We start from the raw sequence: 24,636 nt of genomic DNA, 5'->3' as shown, positions 1-24,636 counted from the left end.
GATGTCTCCATAACCGAAACACCAAGACTTGCGAAATGTGTCATCGCTCTCACTCCTCCCCGCGATGCATGAGGCCGGGTCGACCCTGATCCAGGCATCGTACGTGGAGAGGCTGCAAATCTCATCTGCTGTCGAAATGCAGCCGCCGCGATAGACCATCTTTCAGGCTGGCAAGCCGACGACCTGAACGACCGAGAAATGGGCGTTAGCGGACGTATGCCTAGGGGTATCGCTAAGCTCGAACAGGGGACTACAGTTTCGCTAACCGGTGCAAAAGCGTCTCCAAGGCGGATCGGTCTTCCGCCGCGTCGCGCGAGGGCACCCCGTACGAGGCGGGTTGGCGATCGTCGGCCGCGGCGGATCTAGCTTCCGTGGTGGCAATGTCCGGATCGGGTTGGCTTCCGGTGTTGATCGCGGGTTAAAGTTCGGACGGGCGGGCGGCTTGTGCCGCCCGCTCTGAGGACCGGTTAGCCGAAAAGGAAATGGTCGGGAGTCAGAGCTCCAACATTCGCCCCAACGACGAGGATGGTGTCGGTTCCGCTCAGCGTGATCAGCGTATCGCCGCCCTGTTGTGTCATGTGCGCCTGCACATCCGCATACCCGTTGAAGGTACCGGCCTGGAACTGGATCACGTCGAAGTCGCCGGGTGCGCTGTGGAAGTCGGTGATCGTGTCCGCGCCGAGGCCCGGGCCGAAGACGAAGCGATCATTGCCGAGATTGCCCGCAAGCTGATCGTTGCCGACGCCGCCCACGAGGACATCGTCGCCCTGGCCGCCAAACAGTGCGTCGTTACCCTGGCCGCCATAGAGCGTGTCTTGATCCTGGTTGCCGTACAGCACGTCGTCGCCCTGGTTGCCGTAGAGGATGTCATTGCCGCGGCCGCCGTTCAGCACGTCGTTCCCGGTCAGTCCGACCAGTGCGTTGGCGCCATCGTTTCCCGTCAGTGCATCGTTGAACGCGGAGCCGGTGAGGTTCTCCAATCCAGACAGCGTGTCGATCGATACGCCGGTGGCTTGGGCCTGGCCGACCAGAGCGAGATTGACGGACACACCCGCCGCCGCGCCGGCATAGTTCGCCGTGTCGACGCCGTCGCCGCCGTCCAGCGTGTTGGTCCCGGTCCCACCGGCGAGCGTGTCGTTGCCGCCATTTCCCGTGATCCGATCGCCATAGATCGTGCCGGTCAGCGTCTCGCCGAAGCCGTAGCCATCGATGATTTTGCCCGAAATCTGTCCGCTCGGATCGTACATCGACATGTTTTCGGGTGTGAATGCGCTCGCATTGGTATTCTGGAATGTGATCAGGGTCGCATAGCCGTCGCCACCGCCGTCGCGGTCGGCCTGAAGCAGCGCGTCGGCGCCCGACTGAACGAGGCGGAGATGGCCGTCGCTGAACGGATTCAAGTTCGGCGTCAGGTTGGTCAGCGCGGACTGGATCCACGACGTGAACTCGAGCTCATCTCCTCCGGTGCCGGCGGCAAAGTCGGAAACGGTGATCGCACCCGCTGCGCGAAATCCGCCATCCGTATCATCCAACTCGAGGGTATCGACACCGGCACCGAGCGAAATCGTGTAGGTGCCGCCAAGTGTACCGATGGATACAAAGTCGTCGTCCGCGCCTGCCGACAACACGGTCGTCAGCGCACCGCGTGAGCCAATCAAGTCGCGACCGGCGCCGCCTTCGAGCGCAACGGTGTCGATGTAGCGCGTATAGCCTTGGAAGCTGATATAGTCTTCGCCGTCGCCGCCCGATGCCGAAACGGTCGTGGCGTCCGTGCCCGGCGTACGGCTGATGAGCATCGAGTCGTCACCGCCGTTTCCGTTCAACGTATCGTTGCCACCGCTTGTGTCATTCAGCGTGTCGATGCCGTCGCTGCCATTGAGGCGGTCGGAAAACGCCGAGCCGTAGACGCTGCCGATGTTGATCAGCGTATCGACCCCGGCGCCCAGCGTGTCCTGGGCGATCCCCTGAAGTCGCAGATCAATTGCAACCCCCGCGGTCGCGCCCGTATAGTCCGCCGTATTGTATTTACCCGATGCACCGTCCAGCAGGTCGTTACCGGCACCGCCCGAAAAAACGTTGGCGCCGCTACCACCATGGAGTTGGTCGTCGCCACCGCCGCCGCGCAGGACGTTGTTGCCGCTGCCGCCGGTCACCACGTCGTTACCCGTGCCGCCATCGAAGGTCAGCGCCTCGATGCCCGTGATCGATCCGGCCGCAACCCCACCCGACAGGATCGTGCTCACTACATTCGGGTTGCTGATGTCGACCGTCACGCCAGCCGCGCGGGTATATTTCAGGTAGGCCCTATCGATCCCTGCGCCACCGTCGATGACGTCGTCGCCACCATCAACGTTGGCATAGGACCCCGCGAACCAGTCTTGTAAAGCCGGAACGTAGGAGCCGCCCGCTATCACGCCACTGTAAATCGCGTCGTTGCCATCGCCGCCCGACAGCGTGTCGTTGCCGACTCCGCCCGCCAGGAGGTCGTTGCCCGCCCCGCCCGAAAGTTGGTCGTTGCCGCTGACACTGTCGGGGAATGCGTTGTCACCGTAGAGCGCGTCGTTGCCGTCGCCACCGAACAGTTGATCGCTTCCGCCCCTGCCGGTCAGCACGTCGTCGCCGGTCGTACCGTTCAAGACGTTGTCGTTATCGTCCCCGGTGATCGCGGCGAGCGGCTGCGGCGCGATGTCTTTGGCTGTGCCGGCGAATGGCCATGCGTCCATCGGTATTGCCGCCGTCCCGTTGTCGTACGTGGATGCAGTTTCAACCGCGGTATCAGCTTCGACACCAAACATATTGCTTTCCGCGGTCTTCGAAAAATATTGCATCCGTGTAGCTCCCTGTTTTTACCTGAACGCACGGGCAACGCGGAATCATTGTCGCAGTTCCAGTTAAGGCCGGCCACCGACCGCCCTAGCGGCGGTGATTCAGGGGTATCGACAGGCCCAAGCAGGGGTATATCTGAAGACCGCTAAGCGCACAGAAACCTACGTAGCGCGGATGTGTCCTCTGCCGCGGCAATGTCCGAAATTGGTGGAAAGCGGTCTGGCCGCTTTCGAGGATGGCCCTGCAAAAGCCGACATTCTTCACTAGCCTCGCTGATCGCTCATCCGTTGATCAGGCACCTGGGCGTCCAGCTCTGCTAGGCAAGCCTCTCTGCAACGGTTGCCCGGCAGAAATACGGAGAACGGCTGTGGTGGCCCCGGTGGGGTGTAGAGCTAGGTCAGCGGCAGCGAGCGCGCCGCTGCCGGCGTTATGTAGCCGCCCACGACCAAGAACGAGCGCAGCGCGGCGGGGTAGCCGATCGATTCGCGGCGGTAGTGGGAGAGCATTAGCCGCCAAGCAGGCGCGGCCCTTCCCAGCCGGGCGGCGTCGGCGACGAAAGCCGCACAGCTTCCATTGCGCTCCCGGATTGTTGATATGCAGAGGCGGCGATGAGCAGGCAGGTCGTGTTCGAATAGCGGCCGCACAGCCCTGGCGGCCGAAATGTCGATGCTACGCCCATTGCGGACGGTCAGCACAAGCGGCGGCCGGGGCACACAAGCGTTGCACTCGTTCGAGTAGTTTAACCCAGGCGCTTCCAGCACGAAGCCGGCGTGGCCGTGTTTTAGTAGACCGTGAGGGAGTACAGCTACCTCACCGGTCAACCGGCTACTGCCATGATACTCCAGCGGCACGGTGCGGTACCCCCCCAATGCTGGCTCGATAACAGTCACAGCGGTGATCCCGGCTGAACCGCCCCACTGGTTGTCGATCACCACTCCCAAACGTCCCGGCTTCGGGGCGAGACGCACGACGGCGACACGCACGAAGGAGGCTTCGCTGTCGCTGATCATTCGAAACGTTGGCAGCCCCGGCTGCGCTACCGTGACGATCGCTTGGTTGCTAACGCCTTCAAAGCGACAAGCCTCGTTCTGTGCTGGTAGTTGGCACGGACTGGCAACGACGTTGACCGTCAGGCCACCGGCGGCGAAGGAAAGCGGCGTCCTGGGATGCATACCCCATGTCTGGAACGCACCCAGCGACACCGTCTTCGGTGTTTGGGGCGGCGATGCGCCGAGCAGTAGTGCGGGCAGTAGGCAGACAAGCGCGCGCATCAATGATCCTCCCCTGGACCTACCCGTCGACCACAGCGGGATGGTATCACGACCAAGAACGTCCGCTAGTGGGAAACGAGGTCGTGGCAGCGAACGTCCGATTCTGGGCGTTAGCGGCCCTGCTATAACCGCTGCGGCCAAGAGTATCGGCCGGGGTATCGACCCCGACGGATATCGCGTAGCGGCCGAAAGCGGTGCGGCTACCCGGCGGCGCGGCGGAGTGAATCAGTCGCGCGCTTGATAGATTCATCGCAACGCATTCTCTCGCATGGGTCGCTTTGCGTGTTACTGAAGCGCATAGTAGCTCCAGCCAACTACGCCGATTATGGCAGTTCCGTCTGACCGCGTCATTGTCACAAGCATTGCGACGTTCACGCCAAGCGGACCATAGGCAGCCCCCTCGAAACGGCCCGACCAGCTGTCGTCGATGATGCCTATGTTGTTAACGGAGCTAAACGACGCCTTACCACTGATCCTGCCCGTCAGTGGATCGAACACCCCGTCAAATTGTTGCGTCTGGTTGAAGACTGTCGGATCAAAGTTGATAGTGCCGTACACGGTGTTGAAAGTGTAATCGATAATTAGTCTTGCAGTGCAGATATAATCGCTTTGTGCCCCGGTTGAAAAGGTTAACGTAAGCGTAGCAGTTCCATAGACGTCGACCGCTATTAAAAGCCGCGTCTCGTTCTTGCGCATATTCCCGGGCAGCGTCCGCGCACCGAATAGCAAATAGCGCACCGCGCTGGAATCCACCCATTTCACGTAGCCTACGTAGGGGGCGCCAAGCCGTGAGCTGGGAACGTTGTTGGCGGAGACAGGCGATCGGAGGAACAAAGTCGTATCGCCGGCATACACGTCGGTAGGAATGCTGCCGGCCGCTGGCTGCGTCACAGCAGTTATCGACGCGTCGTTGTAGCGAGCACGGTAGGTTCGCGTTGCCGCCGTGAAGTCAAATCCGATCGCAGGGGATTCTTGGTCAAGTCGCGGGGTCGGTCTCGCCGATCCGGCAGGTGCAGCCAGAAATAGACCGATCGCTGTAAACGACCGGTCGCTCCCAAAGTCCGTAGACGAGGTATAGCTAGGCGTCGGGGTCGGAGTTGGCGTCGGTGTCGGTGTCGGTGTCGGTGTCGGTGTCGGTGTCGGTGTCGGTGTCGGTGTCGGGGTTGGTGCGGGCGTAGGCGACGGCGTCGTAACGCTCGTGCCGCTTTTCCCGTCGCCGCCGCACGCGCTGACGAGCGTCAGCGCGCAACCGGTGCCAACGAACCTTACAACCAACTCTCGTCGGGTCGAATCCATGCCCACACCTCAATTTAGCTAAGCTTAAGTACCGATAACGTTTCTCACCAACATAGTCTTGATTATAGTTAAGCTAGGCATCAACGATCGCTCAGTTGAATGTCGCATCCTGGGCGTTACCGGCCGTTCGGTTGATCGCCGGTCCGAATGTCGCATTGTGGTGGGAAGCAGACATCACGTTCCAGCTTCTCCCACGATAACCCGATTGTACTTTATCGCGTAGGTCTCGGCGGTACCGCGCAGACGCTGGCACGCCTCGCTCAGTTTGTCGGACGTACCTTCCATTATTCGCACCTGATCGAGACGGAGGTTTGTGCTCGCAACGCCGGGAGGGAGCATGGCCCCCAATTCGTCATTCAATATCAGTAAACGACGATCCCCCCGCGCCATTGCGGCGCGTGCGTCCGCTGCTCCATCTTTATGAGCTAGCTTGTTAATCGGGGGGCAACCCGTTTGTTGCTGAGGTGAGCAACCGCTCAGCGCTGCAATTAAGATGATAGCCATTCGTGTCATGCGGGCAGCTAAGCAGATACGGCGAATGTCTACAATTGGGCGGAAGCGAACATTCCCACCAAGTAGGCCGGGTGAGGGTATCGACTTACCCAGTTCAGGGTACCTAGCGCGGTGAGAGGCGCAGACTTCCGTTCCCGCGGTGTAGAGGCTCTCCGCCGAAGCGTAAGAGTGCCGGACGTCTTTATCGGAGTAAGCGAGCATTGTCGCCCGCATCAAACGTTGCGACAACGGCCCTTGTTGCCCCAGAGCGAGATAGCAAGCGCTTGACTTGGCCTCAACTTTAGATGCTTTCCGGTTGCCGAGGCCCGAACGGCTTCGCAACGTTGAGAGATTTATGGATACGACCCGACGGGAATTGGTTGCCAAGTTCATGGGCACATGTTGCGCGTTGACGCTTGTCAGCGGTTGCGGCGACGGAGCAAGCGGCAACGGCGTGACGACGGTAACGGGCCCCACGCCGACACCGACGCCGACGCCCACGCCGACACCGGCGCCCACCCCGACGCCAACGCCAACGCCAGCGCCTACCTACGCGTCCGCGGCGGACTTTACCTCTGACCGGTCGTTCACCGCGATCGGCCTTTTGATCGCCGCACCGGTCGGTTCGGCGCGACCGACGGCGCGCTTCGATCAGGAAACGTCGGCGATCGGGTTTGACTTCACCGCCGCGACGCGAACCTACCGTGCGCGCTACAACGACGCGTCAGTTACGGCGATAACCAAGCCGGCAGTCAGCAGCGTTCCCACAACCGCCGGCAGCATTTCCACCGACGTGTACGCGAGCGGAACCGCCTCCTTCTTGCGTTCGCCGGTGGTCGTCAGTACGGACAATAGTCGCAAGCCAACCCTTGGCTCGACCTATATGGGCTATGTCAAATGGGTGGATGCTGGCGCGGTCCGCTATCAGCTGTTCGGCGCCAGAACACAACCTGGCGATATGCGAAAGAACGCATCGCTGCTTAACTACTCCGCTATCCGCGGCACCGGCACGGTTACAGTAACTTCGGCATCTGGCGAGCAGTCTGAAGTTACTGCGGATACAACCATGTTTATCAACTATGGTCCTTTCGCCGGAGGGCGATCCGCAACAATCAGCTTTGGTGTTATCTACGTGGGTTCTTCTGGTGTGATCGACGTGGATCCTTCTAGTAGGATCGCCTTTAATGGTAATGCCGACCTGACCACCGGTCGGGTCAGCGGTACGTTGTCCAGTCGTGACAATCCTGACCAAGGTTGGACAGGCAGTTTCGAGGGCGCGATCTATGGCCCGTATGGCATCGAGATCGGAATGCTCATCGCTGGTACGCGGCCCGACGGAACATCGGTGCGCGGCGTCGTCGGCTTTAGCTATTCCGATCCGTTCAATGATTAGGCGCCGGTGTCGGGATCGGTGTGGTACCTGCAGCCAGCATATAGTAGGCGTGCGGTGGGTGTCGACGTAGTCAACTGCGGGTACCTAGCGCAGCGCGAGGCAGGGAATTTCCCTTTGCGACAGAGGAGCTCTCCGACGCGGCGCTTAGGCGCTGCATGTCCGAAAGGTCGGGGGAGAGCGGGCATTGGCGGCAGCGGGGCGTAGCCCTAAGCCGGAATTGGCGCAAACCCAGCAGACGTTCGTCAACCGCAAGGATGGTCCGATTTACGCGTCCGTCGAGCCTTGGCCACAGTGCTTCGAATTGGGGCCGGGCGACAGGCTGACCCTCATCTGGGACGCGCCCTGCTACCGGGGACACGATAAAGAACGAGTTTATCGACGAGCGCGAGTTGGTGGTGTGGCCGAACGGCAGCATCGACGGCATCCGCTGTCTTTTCAACGAGGATCCGGCGGAAGATCGAAGCTGGACGTTCAAGCATCGGTGACGTCCGAAATTCGGCGTTTCCGGACATTTGAGCGTCATTCGCGTAAGCGGCGCTGCGCCGCGTAAAGTGCTCTCCGAGCCCCGCTTGGGAAAGTAGGCGGCGGGGTGTCGGTACGATCCTGAAGAGCCTAGCGCTGCATTCCGTGAAAGGGGACAGCAGAGCAGATACAGAGCGTAGGATTAACCCGCTTTAGAAAGCGCCGACGCGCGAACAGATGGCGGTGACGCCTTGTTGGACGCACGAACCGCGTAGCGCGATGATGCTGCTCTTCTCGATCAAACGCGAAGAGCAGCCACCGTCGTGTGGCTTAGAAGCGCAGCCCCATCGCGTAGACGACCTGATGCCGCGTGGGACGCAAGCTCGCGTTCGCGTCTTCCAGTGCGGCGGATATGCGACCGTACTTCGTGTACACATATTCGAGACGGCCATAGACGCCGCCCTGAATGGAAGTCTCAATACCGCCACCGATATGGAAACCGTCGAAGTTGCGATGGAGGTTCTCGTCAGCGAGGATCAGCTCGAAGTCCTTGTAATCGACTGAAGCACGACCGTTCGAGTAGCCGCCTTTGCCGTAGATCATCAGCGATTCGGTGACGACTGCACCGACGCGCGCACCCGCCGTGATATTTCGGCCAGCACGAATGCAAAGGCGATCCTCGCCGTAAAGCTCCCCGCACGACTTTGTCGTTGATCCTTCGATCCCGGCATAGGCGCCAATGATCAGGTTATTAGTGGTGTTGAAATCATAGCCGACCTCGCCGCCATAGGTCGCGCCGCTCTTGCTCCCGCTCCGGCTGATGCTGTTGACGCCATCCGACAACGTTACCCGTACGTCCGGCTGATCCCAGCCCGCGCGCAGTTCGATGCGAGGTCCGTCAAACGAAGGTACGATGTCCTGAGCGAGAGCAGGCGTAGAGAGGAGAGCCACGACGGTGGCCGCCCCCAAGGCACTGATTTTCATTTAAATTCTCCCGTAGCCTGCGCTATCGCTGGCTGCGGCCTTCAAAGCGGAATAATGTTAACATTCCTTTTCGCTCCGCCGCGAATTCGACCGATTGATCGCGCGGGGTCATCGACCTACTCGTCGGCGCTACCATCGTGCTTGGTCAGCTTCATCACGGATGCTTGGATCGCGGCCATCCCGGTAATAACCTGCTCGACGACCTGAGCGCCAAATTCTTCATCGATCACGTGGTCGGTTCCGTCCAGACGCGCTGCCATCAAAGGTGATCGGTCGCGAGCGGCCGACATTGGTGGAAAGCGTACCTGCCGCTTTAGGTGCAGGTTTTGCTTTAGCGGACACGCGCCGTTTTGGCGGCGCTAGCGAACTCGTGTGTGGTGCCCGCAGCGGTATCCAAAAATTCTATAGTCACCGGATCAGACTTTCTGTTCACGTAGAGTTTCATCGGCAATCCGCCGGCAATTTCGATGCAACTTCGATTGACCACCCCAAAGTAATTTTCGGGAATAATGAACACGCTCTTTTTGTCTAAACCTGTTTCGACGGGAACTTCTGTCGCTCCGGCTGACAGGCGGCCGTTGCCGATCGTAAATGATCCGCAACATGGGTTTGCGTATGCCTGCAAACACATGGAAGGCCGGAGGCGGCGTTCCGCCACCGCCGCTTGCGGGATCAGGCGTTGTTTGATCTCGCCATCGACAGCAAGCTTCGAGGTTGTGCCGTGGTGAGGATGAGGATTGGCGACATCGTTTTTGGAGGCCGTGTGCGCACCGCGCGATCGTCGCCGGTCCGTATTACCAGCTGCAACCGTAAAGGCGCTCCAGAGAAGAACGCCTACTCCTTCAAATGTCCAATCTCGAACTTTCGCGATCGTTCGTCCGTTCGGCTGCAACAAACCACGTGGACGCCATTCCTTATTGACCGGAACGGCCATGTCGGACCATCGATCGCCTATGACGAAAAGCAACGGACGCACCGGTGCGCGTGCACGCGCCAACATCCAGCCGCCACCGACAGCCGGCGAACTCGACGCGGCGAGGCGAGAGATCGTGCAGATCGAAGGACGCCTTGTCGGTCTTGCTGCTGCCCATCCTTCGGTGAAGATATGGAAAGCTCGCCTGCGTCTGGCTCAAGCCGTGATCGCGCGAGCTCCACGCGATTGACTGCTGCGGGCTAGGACATCTTGAGCGGCCTGACCTTCGACGCCACGCGTTCGAACATTGACGGCCTTCCCGCCACGTTCGGCCGCTGTTCACCTGAACGCATGTCACGTATCAGGCTTGCATATATGCTGCTGAGCGTCGTCGAGCGTCCCGGAGTGTGATCGGCCCCTCCACGCCTGGAAGGACCGATCGCAGTGCCTCAGGCCGCCGCGCCGCCATCGATGTTGAGCGTGGTGCCCGTGATGTAGCTGGCGTCAGGCCCGGCGAGGAACGAGACCGCGCCCGCGATCTCTTCGACCTTGCCATAGCGGCCTAGCGGGATGAAGCCGAGCATCTGCTGTGCGAACTCGCCGTCGGCGGGGTTCATATCCGTGTCAATCGGTCCCGGCTGCACCGTGTTGACCAGGATATTGCGCGATGCCAGGTCCTTCGCCCACCCGCGTGCCAGCGCCGCTACCGCCGCCTTGGTCGCGCTGTAGACCGCGGTCGCGGGGAAGGCGAGTTCGCCCGAGACACTGCCGATCAGGATGATCCGCCCGCCATCATTGAGGTGGGGCAGCGCCGCGCGCGTGCCGACGTGAAGACCCTTCACGTTGACGCCGAACTGGCGATCGAAGGTCTCGTCGGTATCGTCGGCGATAGCGGAGAATTCGGCCACTCCGGCGTTGTGGACCAGAATGTCGATCGCACCCAGCGCCGCTACTGCCTGCTCGACGCCCGCGCGCTGCGACTTGGGATCGGCGGCGTCCGCCTGGAACGCAAAGGCGGTCCCGCCGGCGCTCTCGATCGCCGCGACGGTGGCGTCTGCGGCTGCCTTATTACTGGCATAGGTGATCGCGACGGCCGCGCCATCAGCCGCCAATCGCTTGGCGATCGCCGCACCGATGCCGCGCGAGCCACCGGTAACGAGTGCGTTCTTGCCCTGAAGTGACATGCGAATTCTCCGAAATATGGCCCGCGATCACGCCGTCGTGCGCTGTCGGCAAAACGAAGATGGGGCGACACTTCGACAGTTCAATATTCTCGAACTATTAAAATCTGCGCGGTCTGCTTATATACCTCTGATGCCACGATTTACCCATCCCCGGCTGGAGGACGTTCCCCTCGATCTGGCGCTTCACGCGCTGGCCGATCCCAACCGATTGCGCATGGTAGCGCGCCTCGCCGCTACCGAGCGGTTGAGTTGCGCGGATGCGGCACCGTGTGAGTCGATCCCCAAAAGTACGTTGTCCAACCACCTGAAGCTGCTCCGCGCTGCGGGGTTGATCGAGACCACCCAGGCGGGGCGTGAGATGATCAATACGCTGCGCCGCTCCGATTTTGACCGGCGCTTTCCAAGTCTGCTCGACACGGTGCTTGCCAATCTACCTGCCTGAAACACTCCCAAATGTTGTGTGATCCTTGCGGTATCGGTGCGGCGCGATATCCCGCGGCGGTCGGTAAGCGCCTTAAGGTGCGTGTTTTCCGTGCGGGCCGAATGGCTGTAGTCGTCATCCTTGCGGACGCCGTCCGCGCCTGATCTGATCGAGGTCGCAAGATATTCGCTGCTGATGATCTTGTTGTTGTCTCGATCCTGGATCATGTTGCGGGCATAATGGAGGTGTACGCATTCGTACCCCCGTGGTCAGCGATAGCTGGCGCTTAGTTCCGGGGCGCGAGGTTAGAATTGTGGTTCTCTCCAAGGCCAAGGCGCGGCGACATAGCGCCCATACGCCGTGTCCGCCGTGAGGAAGAGGGCCAAGTAATTGGCGCTAATATATCTATTTGGCAACGGTCGGCTTTACCGACATCCGCAGTCCATATCGCGTCACTGACGCTCGATGAATGTTGAAATAGCTATAACTGTGGTTGCCAGGCATGCGCCGGCGCTTAGCAAAGGACGAGCGCGATTTTGCGCTCGGAGGTGCTTTTGACTTTGGTGATACTGACCGACTCGAATGTGCCATGGACGGAGCGTTGTGAAACCGGATCGCACGATGTCCGTACGGTCAATGCCTTGCGGCGGCGGGATTTGCAGGCGGGTAGCCGACCGTGACCGCGAAAGGAATGCGCTCTTCCGGATGCGGCCGCGTTGGTCGCGCTAGCGGCAGCGAGAAGCTCAAGCTGGCGGAAAGAGGGCAGTTTCTTATCTGCACCCCTCCGCGATCAAGCGCGCCATCGCTGCCGCGAGCCTAGGGCCGAGCGTCCGCTGGGCATGTGTCGTCAAGTGGAGGTCGTCGGGGTTGCGTGGGAGACCCTTAGCACTGACCATCGCCGTGCAGGGCAGCGGTGGACGGACCTGCTGATCCTGGATCGCCGTCCAGCTTGGATAGCGGTCGGAATCGGTGCGCGGCCGGTCTGCGATCTGGACGATGACGATCGGGAGTTTTGGCGCCGCAAGGTCGTTGCGGAACGCGCTGGTCATCTGCTGGAACGCCGCGGTCCAGCCAGCGGCGTCGACCAATGGCGTTTCCGCGTCGGTTTCACCCTGGTACCAGAGCATGCCGGCGAGATGGCCGCCGGCCTCGCGGACGCGTGCGACGCACGAGCCGTAGAGCGCGGCGCGATCCGGCACCGGCTTCCAGCGGGCGATCGAGGAGCCTCCCTTGGCGCAGGGGACCAGCGCGATCGAATGCCTGGTCGTGCGCAGCATCGTTCGCGCGAACGGCAGGCCGGGGCCGACTGCCGCCTGTTTGTCGGCGGACACCGCATCGACCTGTCCGGTCGCGTCGTCGAGCGGGTCGAGCGCCGGATGCCACTGGCCGTCATTGCCGTAGAGCGCGATGCGTGGATCGGCGATGCGATCCGGCGCGGGCAGATCGGCGATGGCGCCGCGACCGGACATGTTGGACTGGCCGGCGAGCACATAGACGTCGGGCGCAGTGCCGGCTGCGAGCGCTTCGGCGGCAGCCAGCACGGCCAGCCCGGTCATGGCGCGACCGGTCCGTGGAAGTCGGCCTCGACGATGGCCAGGCGCCAGCCCGGTGCGACCGTCTCCGCGCCGGTGTCGCCCGACTGCTTGGCGGTGCCGAGTTCGACGATCTTGCCGAACGCGTCGCGATCTTCGGTCGGCGCGGTCTGGGTCAGGCGCAGCACGCTGCCGGTGGCAGGGCGAAAGCTGACGTTCGCATAGCCGAGTTGCCGATCGGTCGCGCCCGACCAGACTTGCTTGCCGTCGAGCGTGATCCGAAGCGGATAGGCCCGCGAGCGCCACCCGACGAGTTTCAGCTCGATCTCGCTCAGCGTCACCGGCTTGGCGAAGCGATATTCGATCCACGCGGTAGCGGGCGTGCCGTCGCTGGCCCAATGCGTGAGTTCGTTGTCGTCGATCGATTTTGCCGCATCCGCCTGGTGAGATCCGGCGACGATGCTCGTGGGCAGGAAGGTCGTCCGGCTGACGCGGTACGATGGGCCGGCCGGCGTCGGTCCGCGGGTGAGTAGCCCCGGCTGCGCGTCCTCGGCGAACGTCCGCGACAGCCCGCCCTCAAGCTTCGTCGCGGCGATGGTCGGCAGGATCAGCGTCGCCGCCTTCAGCCCCGGCGCGGTCGCGGTCAACCTGACGCTGCCCTTCGCGGCGCCCGCGCGCAGCAACACGCGGTTGACGCCGCCTTCCACCGGCAGCGTCTTCGCGAGGATATAATTGTCCTCGTCGCGCGCGGTGCCCGCGGTCGGCGTAGTGCCGGGAATGGCCGCTTCCGCCTTGGCGACGGTCGCGCGCGGTTTACCCGAGCTGTCGCCCTGCGCGATGCCGCCGCGCCATTCGGCGGGGCCGGCCAGCGCGAAGGCGACTTTGTCGTTGGCGGTCGGCACGCGCCGGCCTTTCGCGTCGACGACCTCGACATCGACCAGCGCGATGTCGGCGCCGTCCATCACGAACCCGCGCGGGCCGGTATGCGGCGTGAGGCGCAGCGCGACCGGCGCGCCGACGGTTTCGACGACGCTCTCCGAGGTGCGGCCGTCTGCGCTGGTGGACACCGCGCGCAGCGTCCCCGGCTGCCACGCCACGCCCGGCCAGGTGAACAGGAAGCCGCTCGAGCGATTGCCGAAGCCGAGCGACCGTCCGTTGAGGAACAGTTCTACCTTTTCGCCGGTCGACACCGCGCTGATATCCTTGGTCGTGCCCGGCGCGTAATTCCAATGCCCGACGATGTGCGTCGCCGGACGTTCGACATCGACCCAGCCGTCCCACATGACCTTGTGTGCGTAGAACCCTTCCTTGGGAATACGCACCGCGTCGACCTCGCCCGAGCGGCGGTAGTTGTTGTCGCCGCGATAATGTGTGTTGCTGTCCGACCAGATGATGTTGACGCCGCCCGAACTCACCCGGCGGCCGGTACCCGGGCGGATGCGGTAATAGTCCCACCAGCGGCGGACATCCTCGGCGGCCTGGCTGTCCTGGTTGCGGTTGTAGTCGGGCGCATCGGCATGGAACGGCGGCGTCAGCGCGTCCTGATACAGCCGCGCGGCTTCGTCGCGGCTGTATTCCATCGCCCACATCGGGATGTGTGCGCTCTTGTTGATGTAGAGCATCTCGCCACCGTATTCGGCGACCTTGCTGTCGAGCATCTCGCGCGAGCCGATCGCGCGGCCGCCGTTCGGGTCGTACTGGTCGCGGACCGCCTTCATCTCGGCCATGTGCGGCTCGCTGATGCTCTCGTTGCCGCTCTCGTAGAACAGGATCGACGGGTTGTTGCGGTTGTAGACGATGGCGCTGCGCATCTGCTCCTTGCGCTGGTCCCAGCGGCGGCCGTCGACGTCATGTTCGGAATCGCCCGCCGGCATCGCCTGCGGGAGCCCGACGCGGTCGGCGGATGCGATGTCCTGTTTCGACGGCGTGATATGCATCCAGCGGACCATGTTGCCGCCACTCTCGACCATCAGCGCGTTGGAGAAGTCGCTGATCCAGGGCGGGATCGATACGCCGACCGCGGGCCATTCGTTCGAGGTGCGCTGCGCATAGCCATGGACCTGCATGGTGCGGCCGTTGAGTTGGATCATGCCGTCCCCGAACCGCGTCGAGCGGAACCCGGTCAGCGTGTCGACCGCGTCGGCGACCTTGCCCTCCTCGACCAGGCTGGTGGTCACGCGGTAGAGATAGCCATAGCCCCAGCTCCAGAAATGGAGGTCGCCCAGGCGGCCCTGCGCGGTCAGCACGCGAGTTTCGCCGGGCGCGAGCGTGACGCTGCCGCCGTCGAGCCGCCCGACCAGCTTGCCATCGCGGTCGCGGACCTCGGCGCGGTAGGAGAGGGTGCGGGGCTGCGCGTCCTCGTTGCGGACCTGGCTCTCGGCATGGACGACCGCGGCATGTCCCGGAATGTCGAAGCCATCGGCCCAGACATATTGCCCGGTGGTGCCCAAATTCGCGACCAGCGGCAGCGTCTGATACGTCCGCGGGGTCAAATGCAGCCGCACATTGCGGGTGATCCCGCCGTAATTGACGTTGAAGTTGCGGTCGTTCCACTGGAAGCCGCTGCCGGTCGCGCGCTCCTTGTAGCGCCAGTCGTTGTCGACGCGCACCGCGATCACGTTCTCGCCCGCCTTCAGCGCCTTGGAGATGTCCGCCCCGAACGCCATCGCGCCGCTTTCGGACAGCACGACCGACTGGCCGTTGACCCAGACTTCGGCCGCCTGACGCACCCCTTCGAATTCCAGGAACGCCTTGCCAGCGGTCGCATTCGCCGGCGCGGTAAAGCGCTTGCGGTACCAGGTGATGCCGGTCGACAGGTTCTTGATGTCGCGCGCGAACGCCTCGCGCTCGTTGAACGCGTTGGGCAGCGTGACCTTGGCCCAGCCGCGATCGTCGAACCCGGGCTGTTCGGCGCCCGTTTGCTCGCCCGTGGTCATTTGCCAGCCCGGGTTGAGATTGTAGGTGCTGCGCGCGGAGGCCACGACGCTCGACGCATCGTGCGCCTGCGCCGCGGGGGTGGCGAGGGCGATGACGGCGGTGGCCGCGAGAAATTGTGCGCGCATGATTATCCTTCGATCGAGTGGCGGCAAGCATGTGCGATGCTGCGGTCGGCGGGGACGACCCAGCGCATGACATGGGTCATCGGCATCCACGCATCCCCTGACAACTCCGATCGCGATCGTTGCAAAATCGATCCCCTAAAGCCTGTCGATATCGTCGCAACATTGGCCAGACCTATTTCAAGCTCCATTCGCGTCAATCCCATCCGACAGGGGCGGCGTCGCGAAAGGCGTCGGTGGGGGCACGGATCGGAAGTCATCGTTACCGTGTCCCCTCCGACGCGCGGGCCCCGGGGCAGAAAAAATCGCGTTGTCGGTCAATAGGTATACGACAACCGCACCCCGCCATAGCGACGGAAGTCGCGCGGCAGATATCCTTGCGCGGCGGTCGCTCCGTACGATCCCGACACGTTGTTGTAGAGATAGCGATACTGCTTATCGAACAGGTTGTTGATGAACCCGGTCACCGCCCATGTCCGATCGTGATTGCGCACGCCGAACTGGCCGTTGACGATCGTATACCCCGGTACACGCGCCAGCGGATCGCGCGAATACTGGCTGCTCTGATAGGTCGCGGCACCCGACGCTACGATGTCGAGGCCGGTCGCGCCCAGGTCATGCCAATATTCGTAGTTCGCGGTCAGCTTCCACTTCGGCGCCTGCGCGGCGCGGGTGCCGCTCAGGTCCTGCCGCGCGGGCGTGCCGACACAGCCCTGCGCCGCGGTCTGCAGCGCGTAGCAGGGCGCCCCGACGAACGAGAGGTAGGTCGCGTCGAGATAGGTCCCCGATGCGCCGATCGACAGATTGGTGACCGGGCGGAACGCGGTCTCGACCTCGATCCCCTTGGTGCGGACCCTGCCGACATTGGTCAGCCGGAAATTCTGCGTGCCGTCGGGCAGGATATCGACCGCCTGGGCCTGGAAGTTCTTGAAGCGCGAATTGAACAGCGTGACGTTGTAGGTCACCCGGCGATCGAAGAACTGCGAGCGAAGCCCGAGCTCCCAGTCGGTCGAGGTCTCCGGCTTGACCGGTCCGCCATCGGCGCGAAGCTGGTTGAAGCCCGACGAGATGTCATAGGCTTCGCCCTTGTGTCCGGTCGCGAAGGTCAGGAACGCGGTCACGTCCTTGACGATCTTCTGCTGCAAGCCGAGCTTGTAGGTCCCGTAATAGTCGACCGAATTGCCACCATAGGTGCGGTTGGCGACCAGGTCGTTATAGACATAGTCGACCCGTTCGCGGCTGTAGCGGCCGCCCCCGATCAATGTGGTCGACGGCAGCACGTCGTATTCGAGCTGCCCGAAGCCCGAAATCTGCTCGCTGCCGTTCGACGCGGCCCAGCGCGCGATCGAGAAAAGCGGTCCGCGCGTGAAGGTCCGGTCGAACGTCGTCGTGTTGAAGAACAGCCCTGCCGTGTAGCGCAGCCGGTCGTTACCCGGCGAGACCAGTCGCAGTTCCTGGCTGAACTGCTCGGTGCCGAAATCCCCGGTCTGGCGGTTGTCGTAGTTCGGGATCGCCGAGTCGTCGTTGTCGAGTTGGTCGTGCGAATTGTAATGGTCGTGCGCGGTGATCGACATGATCGTCGGACCGCCGGTATCGTAGGACAGCCTCAGCGACTGCGCGAAGTCGTTGTACTGATTGCCCGACGGGAAGTTGGTGTAGACCGCACTGTTCTGCGGGCCGACGACGATGCCGGGCGCGAACACCGCCGGCGTGAAGGCCAGGTTGCCGCGCAGGATCGCGTTCGGCGCCAGCGCGATGAACGGCCGTACGCTGGTGCTGCGCCCGTCCTGATAATCGATGCCCAGATCGACCTGCAGCGCCTCGGTCGGAGTCCAGCGGAATTTCTGGTGCGCGGAAAAATAGCGACGCCCGTTGACCTTCTTGCCGGTCGCCAGATTGTTCGAATTGCCGGCGAAATCGTCGAAGCTCAGGCTGGTCCGATACCCCAGCGTGTCGGTGATCGGGCCCGACACACCGACGCCGATCTGCTGCTCGTCGTCGCTCGTCGCCATGCCGCGAACCGTCGCGGTGAAGGTCTTGGTCGGGCCCTTGGTGACGATATTGATCAGGCCGGCGGAGGCCGACTTGCCGTACAGCGTAGTCTGCGGCCCACGCAGGACCTCGATCCGCTCGACGTCGTTCAGGTCGGTAAAGGCGCGCGCCTGGAACGCGAGCGGCACGTCGTCGAGGACGATCGCGACGCTTGGCTCGACGCCGGGGCTGAACGCCAGCGTGCCGATCCCGCGGATCGAGATGTTGGCATTGGCGGGCGTCTCTGCGGGTCGGATGATCAGCGACGGCGCGACGCGGTTGAGATCGTTAAAATCGACCACGTTGTTCGCGCGCAGCTGCTGCTCCCCGACCACCTGTACCGATAGCGGGACGTCCTGAATATTCTGTTCGCGCTTCTGCGCCGTGACGACGATGTCGGCCGAATCCGGATCGGTTGGCGTGGCCTGAGCGATGGTGGCAGGCGCGGCCTGCGGCTCGGCGGCGGCGGTGTCGGGTACCGCCTGCGCAGTCGCCATTCCACCATAGCAGAGCCCACCCGTTGCCAGCAGCAGCGCCATCTTGATCTGCATCGCTCATCCCATTTTATAATTGTCCTTACCAATATGTATGAAACGTAAGGCCAGCGCAATCGAATTGTTCGGATCAGCTGGCAGCTTGTCGCTGACGTGAGGACGCGATACGCTCGGCAATGACCGGCAAACCCCCCAGCACCCGCATCTACGCCCGCGTGTCGGGCAATCTGCAGGAACGGATTTCGAACGGCGAATTCGCGATCGGCGCGCGCTTGCCGCCGGAGCGCGAACTGGCACAATTCTACGCTGTGTCGCGCCCGACCATCCGCGAGGCGATCATCGCACTCGAGGTCGACGGCGTGGTGTCGGTGCGCCAGGGCTCGGGGGTCTATGTGATCGCGACGCAACCCCGCAGCGGCATCGCCGGCGAAACCGATATTGGCCCGTTCGAACTGCTCGAAGCCCGCCGCGCGATCGAGGGCGAGGCGTGTGCGCTGGCGGCAACGCAGATCGATTCCGTGCAATTGCAACGCCTCGATGCGCTGGTGGCCGAGATGCAGGGCGACAACCAGGACGACGACATCGCCCGATCCGAACAAGCCGACCGCCGGTTCCACCTGCTCATCGCCGAAGCGAGTGGCAACAGCGCGATGGCGGCGGTGGTCGACATGCTGTGGGACATGCGGTTCCGGTCACCGCAAAGCCGCATGCTGACGACCAAGGCGCACGCCGCCGGCGTCAAGCCGCGCGTCGAGGAGCATGTCGCGATCGTCGATGCGCTCAAGCGCGGCGACCCCGAACTGGCGCGCTCGGCGATGCGCGTTCATCTGGGACGGGTGCTGGACACGTTGCTGGAAACCACGGAAATCCACGAAGTCGACCAGGCGCGTGAACGCGTGGAGCTTCAGCGCAAACGCTACGCGCGGGGCTGATCGGGCGTCAGGGCCGCCATTTCGCATAGGCCTTGGCAACGCCTGCGCCGGCATTGCCCCACCAGCTATAGCCGTTGCGGCGCTCGACGCTGATCTCGTTGACGTCGTCGTGGATCGATCGATCGCGGTCGCCGAAGATTGGCTTGCCGGTCGCGGGGTCGTAGAAGCGCGCCCAGATCGGCCCGGCACCGGGGCTGGCGACCAGGCGCCTGCCGTCGGGACCACTCGACGCCGTCCATGCCACGTCGGTGATGCCGTGTGCGGCGAACCAGGCGGCGCCGTCCGCGACCGCCTGGCGGATCGCTGGCGTGGGGGCGGGCTGCGCCATCAGGAAGCGGAGCACCGCTGCACTCTCGTTGGTGGCCAGCGCAACGGGCTCGAAGTTGCGCGCGCCGATAGGCTGGCGGGTGATCGGGTCGTATTGCTGCGCCCAGATCGTGCGCTTGCCGCCGATCACGACCTGCGTTGCCAATATCGTCGCAATCCCGCGCGCTTCCGCTGCCGCCGCTGCGGTGCGCAGTGCGGCCGGCACGAAGGCATAGTCGCCGCGGCCCGAGCCGACATCGCGCATGACCTGCACCGCGTGCAACATCGCGTCGTCATTGAGCGTCAACGCGTCGTGATACAGCCCCTGGAGCGGATAGACCTGCGGCCAGCCACCGCCCGGCAGTTCGGCGTCGAGCAGATAGCGTACGCCCTTCAGCAGCGCCGTACGGTAGCGTTCGCCTTGCGGGCCCGGGACTGCCGCCTGGACGCGCGCGAGGAACGCGATCTCGGTGGTGGTGGCGTCGTTGTCGATCGTGCCGACGAAGCTCCAGCCGCCACCGCCGTCCTGCGCCAGATGCGCGCCGCCCTTGTCGTCGACCGGAATGTAGCTTTGCCCGGGTACCCGCGGCGGGCCGCTACGGTCCTGGTTCTTGCCCCAGCCGCCGGCGGGCGTCTGGAAACTGACGATATTGTCGGCGACCGCACGCGCGTCCGCGCTTGCATACCAGGCCGGGTCGCGATCGAGCGGCATGGTGTTCCGGTGCCCCTTTGCTTCGGGCGGGGCGGGCGGAATCGATGTCCCGGCGCGATGTTCGGCGGCCAGCACGGCCTTGTCGCGCGCCATCGCCGTGACCGAGCGGGCGAGATAGGCGTTCCACGCGGCGCGCGCATCCGCGGGCAACCCCGCCACCTTCTCGGGGGTGAGCGAGGTCGGCGGGGTCATGTGACCGATGATCGCCGCGCCAAGCGGCGTGGCCGCGGTGGCCAACAGGATCGCGGCAATTCTGGTGCGCATCAGGTCTCTCCGGGCAGGCGGCGGCTCGAATTGGCCGTCATGCGTATCACAGGTCGGTGCTTGCGCCGTAGAGGGGCGCCGGATCAGCGCTGCTTTTTCGTCGTGGTGGCGGTGAAATCAGGATCCTTCTTCGCCACCCAATCCACGAATTTGCGGACGGTTGGATCGGCCAGCAGGCCGTCGACGTCCATCCCATGGCGCTGCAATTCGGAATTGGTGAAATTTGCGGTCAAGGTCTGTTGGCAGATCGGATGCATCGGCACGACATCGCGACCGCCCCGGCTTTTCGGCACGGGATGATGCCAGACGGTGGTCTCGCCAAGTACGCGGCCGCAGAGCCAGCAGGGGGCCGCCGGTACCGAAATCTCCTGTTCTTCACGATGCGGCTCTTCGTACGCGCCATGTTTCGAATGTTTGCGGGCCATGCGTCTGTCTGATCTCTCTACGGATGATTGCGCTTTGTACCGGCGCTCCCGGCATCACTACACTTTCGACAGGCACGATTGCCACATTAACGGACGTCCGCACTTCGGAAGCGGCTGAGCTGCCTTGAGCCGTCGAGATTGGGCTAGTGTCCTCGAAAGCTACGCCAGATCACGCCTGTTTTCCCGAAGCCGAACATGACGGCGGGACAGCGCGGCGATATCGTTCACGCCGGCGAGTGTTAGCGTGCGCTCGAATTCTTCGGTCAACAACGTCAGGGCTCGGTCGACGCCTGCCTCTCCACCCGCTGCGAGGCCGTACAGATAGGGGCGCCCGATCGAACAGGCGGTCGCCCCCAGCGCCAGCGCCTTCACAACGTCCGAGCCGCGCCGGATGCCGCCGTCGCATATGACGTCCGGCGCATCGCCAACGGCGTCGCGTACCGCTGCGATCTGGTCGATCGGCGCGGGTGCTCCGTCGAGCTGGCGCCCGCCATGGTTCGATACCATCACGCCGGTCGCGCCCGACGCGATCGAACGCCGCGCGTCCTCGGGCGTCATCACGCCCTTGATCGCGAGCGGCCCGTTCCATTCGCGCGCGAGCCATTCGACGTCGCGCCAACCGACCGAGCGATCGAACTGGCCGCCGATATAATCGAACAGGCTCATCGGACCCGATGCGAGCGCGTCGATCTTGTGGCTGACGTTTGCGAGATCGAATTTGGACCCCGTCAATGCGGGTAGCGACCAGGAGGGGTGACGCGCGAAACTCAGGAGCGACTTGAGTGTCAGCTTGGGGGGCAGGGACAGTCCGCTGCGTCGGTCTCGCTCGCGGTTGCCGGCTACGGGTGTGTCCACGGTCAGCGCCAGCCCGTGGAAGCCTGCGTCCCGGCAGCGCGCGACGAACTCGGCGGTCAGGCCGCGGTCCTTGAAGATATAGATTTGGAAGACCTTGGGCCCGGCGAAGGCCTGGGCAAGGTCTTCCAGTCGCGTCGTTCCCATCGTCGACAGGCTATAGAGTATGCCGTGCCGCGCGGCGGCGCGTGCGACGGCGAGCTCGGCATGGCCGTGGAACATGCGGGTGAGCCCCGTCGGCGCCAGCATCAGCGGCCAGCGTGACGGCTGTCCGAACAGCGTCGTGCCGGTCTGGATTGTCGAGACGTCATTCAAGACGTCCGGTACCAGTTCATAGTCCGAAAATGCGCCGACGTTTCGGCGCAGCGACACTTCGTCGTCGGCACCGCCGTCGATATAGTCGAAGATCGGTCGCGGCAGCCGTTTGCGTGCCATCAGGCGCAGATCGGCGATGTTGTTCGCACGTTGAAGTCGCGTCATGGGCCCTGCCACTGGTTGAAGTCGGTGCGGATTGCTCCCGTGATCAGGATGTCGGAGAAGCCATTTCAATCTGACCGCATTCGGAGCGAGCGACAAAACCATTCGCTGTGCCGGTCCGCTGCTTGGTTGTGCCCCCCAAACGGCATCGGGCGTAAACCAAGTTCTCGGGTACCTTGGGGCGAGTCGATAAAGGCAGAGGGATAGACGCGTGGGTGTACGTCATCGATTGATCGGCACGGTAGCGAGGCTCGCATGGCGGATCGGCAAGCCGCGCACGATCGGCGTTCGCGCGCTGCTGCTGGATCGGAACGAGCGGGTCGCGCTAGTGCGGCATACCTATGGCGATCACTGGTATCTGCCGGGCGGCGGCGTGAAGAAGGGCGAGAGTATCGCCGCCGCGCTTGTGCGCGAGCTTGCGGAAGAGGTGGCGATTACCGACCCGGTGATCGACCGGGTTCTCGGAGTCTATCACAGTCGAGGAGAGGGCAAGGACGACCACATCGTGATCTTCGTCGTGCGAACCGCGGCGAGCGGTATCCTGAGACGTGCTGACCTGCGGGAAATCGAACAGGCTGCTTGGTTCTCCTTGGATGACCTGCCGGAGATGACATCCCCCGCGACCCGACGACGCATCGCCGAATATCGGCAGGGTGCGACCGGCGCCGGGGCCTGGTGATACCGCCGCTTGCCGGTTCGCCGGACTGCACGATGAAAGCAACGATGGGCATAACGTGAGTTCGCGACGTGCTTTGCCGGGCTGCTACCTCTGTCCTCCGACCGCGGCTGCGGATCGGGAGGAGAGAACATCGTGAGCCAACCCATCGTCTCGACCGCCGACGGTATCGTGCAAGGGAGCGCCGGAGGCGACGTGCGGCGGTTCCTCGGCGTACCCTACGCGGCGCCGCCGGTAGGTTCGGACCGGTTCGCGCCGCCACAATCGGTCGTGCCGTGGCAAGGCGTACGCGACGCGACAATGGCCGGACCTAATGCGCCGCAGCGGACCAAGGCGTTCCCCGGCCTCGATACCGTACCGCTGATCGGCGAGGGCTGGGCGCCGGGCGACGAGTATCTGACGGCGAATATCTGGCGGCCCGACGACGACCGGACTGGCTTGCCGGTGATGGTGTTCATCCACGGCGGCGGGTTCGTGATCGGCAGCAAGGATGCGCCGGTGCAGGACGGCAGCACGTTCGCCCGCGATGGCGTGATCTGCGTCGCGATCAACTACCGCATGGGCGTCGACGGCTTCCTGCCGATCTCGGGCGTGCCGACCAATCTCGGCCTGCGCGACATGATCGCGGCGCTGACGTGGGTAAGGGACGGGATAACCGCGTTCGGCGGCGATCCTGACAACGTGACCGTGTTCGGTGAGTCCGCGGGTGCCATGGCAATCGCGGACCTGATCGCCTCGCCGCTCGCCAAGGGATTGTTCCGGCGCGCGATCGTCCAGAGCGGGCATGGCGGGATGACGCGGTCGGTTCCGGTGATGCAGCGGCTGGTGAAGAAGCTGGCCAAGATCCTGAAGATCACGCCAGACGCGGCCGGTTTCGGGAGCGTAGCGTATGACCGCCTGATCGATGCGGTCGAGGCGGTATCCGCACCGACCGCACGGATCGACCTGCGCGATGATGCTGGCCACGAGCCGGTGTTCGGGATCAGCCGCTTCGTTCCCGTCCACGGCGACGACGTACTGCCCCAGCGTCCGCTCGATGCGCTGGCGAATGGCGCGGGCTCCGAGGTCGACCTGCTGATCGGTACCAATGCGGAGGAGATGAACCTGTATCTCGTCCCCACCGGCGTGCGCGACAAGATCGGGCGGTTGCTCGCGACCTACGTCCTCCACAAATCCCAACCGCATGCGCGTAAAGTGCTCAAGGCGTACGGGATCGGTACGAAGGGCAGGAAGCCGGGGCAGGCGCTGACCGATGCGATGAACGACCTCGTCTTTCGCTGGCCCGCGCGGCGGTTTGCCGAGGCGCACAAGGGGCGCACGCACATGTACGAGTTCGACTGGCGCTCACCGATGTTCGGCGGCGAGCTCGGCGCGTCGCACGGCATGGAGCTGCCGTTCGTGTTCGACGCCTTGGCGTGCGTGACCGGCGAGCAGGGTCTGTGCGGACCCAATCCACCACAGGATCTCGCCGAACGGATGCACGCGCTATGGATCCGGTTCGCGACCGACGGCCGCCTGCCCTGGGTCGAATTCGATGCCGAAACGCGGCAGGTTTATTCGCTTGTCCGGCAGGAAGCGCGGCACGAGCCGGTCATGCCGGCCGCACCATTCCTCCCCTGAAGCGCCGAGCGAGA

The 24,636-nt window shown here is 63.5% G+C and carries 19 protein-coding genes and 1 pseudogene; 7 read left to right on the top strand and 13 right to left on the bottom strand.

From position 1 onward, the window contains the following. Positions 1-467 precede the first annotated feature (467 nt). From SJY20_RS11545 to SJY20_RS11530, 4 genes are all read right to left on the bottom strand, one after another. Positions 468-2,828 carry a calcium-binding protein gene (locus tag SJY20_RS11545; protein WP_380787074.1) on the bottom strand — a complete coding sequence of 787 codons (2,361 nt, stop codon included), beginning with the start codon at positions 2,826-2,828 and terminating at the stop codon, positions 468-470. 390 nt (positions 2,829-3,218) lie between these two features. Then, positions 3,219-4,097 (bottom strand): hypothetical protein, encoded by an 879-nt coding sequence (locus SJY20_RS11540; protein WP_380787073.1) that lies wholly within the window; start codon positions 4,095-4,097, stop codon positions 3,219-3,221. Positions 4,098-4,382: 285 nt separating this feature from the next. Then, complete coding sequence (locus SJY20_RS11535) at positions 4,383-4,988, bottom strand: hypothetical protein (protein ID WP_380787072.1); 606 nt, start codon at positions 4,986-4,988, stop codon at positions 4,383-4,385. Between the two features lie 187 nt (positions 4,989-5,175). Further along, positions 5,176-5,346: a hypothetical protein gene (locus tag SJY20_RS11530; RefSeq protein WP_380787071.1), complete on the bottom strand. Its 171-nt coding sequence runs from the start codon at positions 5,344-5,346 to the stop codon at positions 5,176-5,178. 894 nt (positions 5,347-6,240) lie between these two features. On the opposite strand from SJY20_RS11530, the gene SJY20_RS11525 reads away from it, so the two are divergent. Then, entirely contained in the window at positions 6,241-7,278 is a 1,038-nt protein-coding gene (locus SJY20_RS11525; RefSeq protein WP_380787070.1) for a hypothetical protein, read from the top strand. Positions 7,279-8,070: 792 nt separating this feature from the next. Here SJY20_RS11525 and SJY20_RS11520 read toward each other — a convergent pair. Together SJY20_RS11520 and SJY20_RS11515 are read right to left on the bottom strand one after the other, a co-directional pair. Beyond that, positions 8,071-8,724 (bottom strand): outer membrane protein, encoded by a 654-nt coding sequence (locus tag SJY20_RS11520; protein WP_380787069.1) that lies wholly within the window; start codon positions 8,722-8,724, stop codon positions 8,071-8,073. A gap of 116 nt (positions 8,725-8,840) precedes the next feature. Beyond that, positions 8,841-8,984 (bottom strand): hypothetical protein, encoded by a 144-nt coding sequence (locus SJY20_RS11515; RefSeq protein ID WP_380787068.1) that lies wholly within the window; start codon positions 8,982-8,984, stop codon positions 8,841-8,843. Between the two features lie 392 nt (positions 8,985-9,376). Here SJY20_RS11515 and SJY20_RS11510 point away from each other — a divergent pair. Both SJY20_RS11510 and SJY20_RS11505 read left to right on the top strand, forming a co-directional pair. Next, positions 9,377-9,496, top strand: a pseudogene (locus SJY20_RS11510) (integrase); the annotation flags it as partial. A 181-nt stretch (positions 9,497-9,677) separates the two neighbouring features. After that, positions 9,678-9,887, top strand: coding sequence for a hypothetical protein (locus SJY20_RS11505; RefSeq protein WP_380787067.1), 210 nt, complete (start codon positions 9,678-9,680; stop codon positions 9,885-9,887). A 199-nt stretch (positions 9,888-10,086) separates the two neighbouring features. On the opposite strand, the gene SJY20_RS11500 is transcribed toward SJY20_RS11505, so the two are convergent. Continuing rightward, on the bottom strand, positions 10,087-10,821 hold the full coding sequence (locus tag SJY20_RS11500; RefSeq protein ID WP_380787066.1) for an SDR family oxidoreductase: 735 nt from the start codon (positions 10,819-10,821) through the stop codon (positions 10,087-10,089). Between the two features lie 130 nt (positions 10,822-10,951). Between SJY20_RS11500 and SJY20_RS11495 the strand changes: the two genes are divergently transcribed. Then, complete coding sequence (locus tag SJY20_RS11495) at positions 10,952-11,263, top strand: ArsR/SmtB family transcription factor (RefSeq protein WP_380787065.1); 312 nt, start codon at positions 10,952-10,954, stop codon at positions 11,261-11,263. 749 nt (positions 11,264-12,012) lie between these two features. Here the strand turns inward: SJY20_RS11495 and SJY20_RS11490 are convergent. The 3 genes from SJY20_RS11490 to SJY20_RS11480 all read right to left on the bottom strand — a co-directional run bounded on the left by SJY20_RS11490 (position 12,013) and on the right by SJY20_RS11480 (position 18,415). Then, complete coding sequence (locus SJY20_RS11490; protein WP_380787064.1) at positions 12,013-12,798, bottom strand: sialate O-acetylesterase; 786 nt, start codon at positions 12,796-12,798, stop codon at positions 12,013-12,015. After that, the gene (locus tag SJY20_RS11485) at positions 12,795-15,836 is read right to left on the bottom strand and encodes a sugar-binding domain-containing protein (protein WP_380787063.1); all 3,042 of its coding nucleotides are present in this window, start codon (positions 15,834-15,836) and stop codon (positions 12,795-12,797) included. Before SJY20_RS11485 ends, SJY20_RS11490 begins: the two co-directional genes overlap by 4 nt. Positions 15,837-16,150: 314 nt before the next feature. After that, complete coding sequence (locus SJY20_RS11480; RefSeq protein WP_380787062.1) at positions 16,151-18,415, bottom strand: TonB-dependent receptor; 2,265 nt, start codon at positions 18,413-18,415, stop codon at positions 16,151-16,153. Between the two features lie 119 nt (positions 18,416-18,534). Between SJY20_RS11480 and SJY20_RS11475 the strand changes: the two genes are divergently transcribed. Beyond that, on the top strand, positions 18,535-19,290 hold the full coding sequence (locus SJY20_RS11475) for a FadR/GntR family transcriptional regulator (RefSeq protein ID WP_380787061.1): 756 nt from the start codon (positions 18,535-18,537) through the stop codon (positions 19,288-19,290). 7 nt (positions 19,291-19,297) lie between these two features. On the opposite strand, the gene pelA is transcribed toward SJY20_RS11475, so the two are convergent. The 3 genes from pelA to SJY20_RS11460 form a co-directional block, all read right to left on the bottom strand. Then, positions 19,298-20,572 carry a pectate lyase gene (pelA, locus tag SJY20_RS11470; protein ID WP_380787060.1) on the bottom strand — a complete coding sequence of 425 codons (1,275 nt, stop codon included), beginning with the start codon at positions 20,570-20,572 and terminating at the stop codon, positions 19,298-19,300. Between the two features lie 83 nt (positions 20,573-20,655). After that, positions 20,656-20,997 carry a hypothetical protein gene (locus tag SJY20_RS11465; RefSeq protein ID WP_380787059.1) on the bottom strand — a complete coding sequence of 114 codons (342 nt, stop codon included), beginning with the start codon at positions 20,995-20,997 and terminating at the stop codon, positions 20,656-20,658. A 159-nt stretch (positions 20,998-21,156) separates the two neighbouring features. After that, complete coding sequence (locus SJY20_RS11460; protein WP_380787058.1) at positions 21,157-22,329, bottom strand: alpha-hydroxy acid oxidase; 1,173 nt, start codon at positions 22,327-22,329, stop codon at positions 21,157-21,159. 208 nt (positions 22,330-22,537) lie between these two features. On the opposite strand from SJY20_RS11460, the gene SJY20_RS11455 reads away from it, so the two are divergent. Then, positions 22,538-23,005, top strand: coding sequence for an NUDIX domain-containing protein (locus SJY20_RS11455; protein WP_380787057.1), 468 nt, complete (start codon positions 22,538-22,540; stop codon positions 23,003-23,005). Positions 23,006-23,137: 132 nt separating this feature from the next. Continuing rightward, positions 23,138-24,622: a carboxylesterase/lipase family protein gene (locus SJY20_RS11450; RefSeq protein ID WP_380787056.1), complete on the top strand. Its 1,485-nt coding sequence runs from the start codon at positions 23,138-23,140 to the stop codon at positions 24,620-24,622. Positions 24,623-24,636: the final 14 nt, after the last annotated feature.

Origin of the sequence: Sphingomonas sp. R86521 (assembly GCF_042466235.1) — a bacterium.
In the GTDB taxonomy this organism is placed as follows: Bacteria; Pseudomonadota; Alphaproteobacteria; order Sphingomonadales; family Sphingomonadaceae; genus Sphingomonas.
Note: the sequence above shows the minus strand (reverse complement) of the source record. Positions and strands in the feature narration are given on the sequence as shown.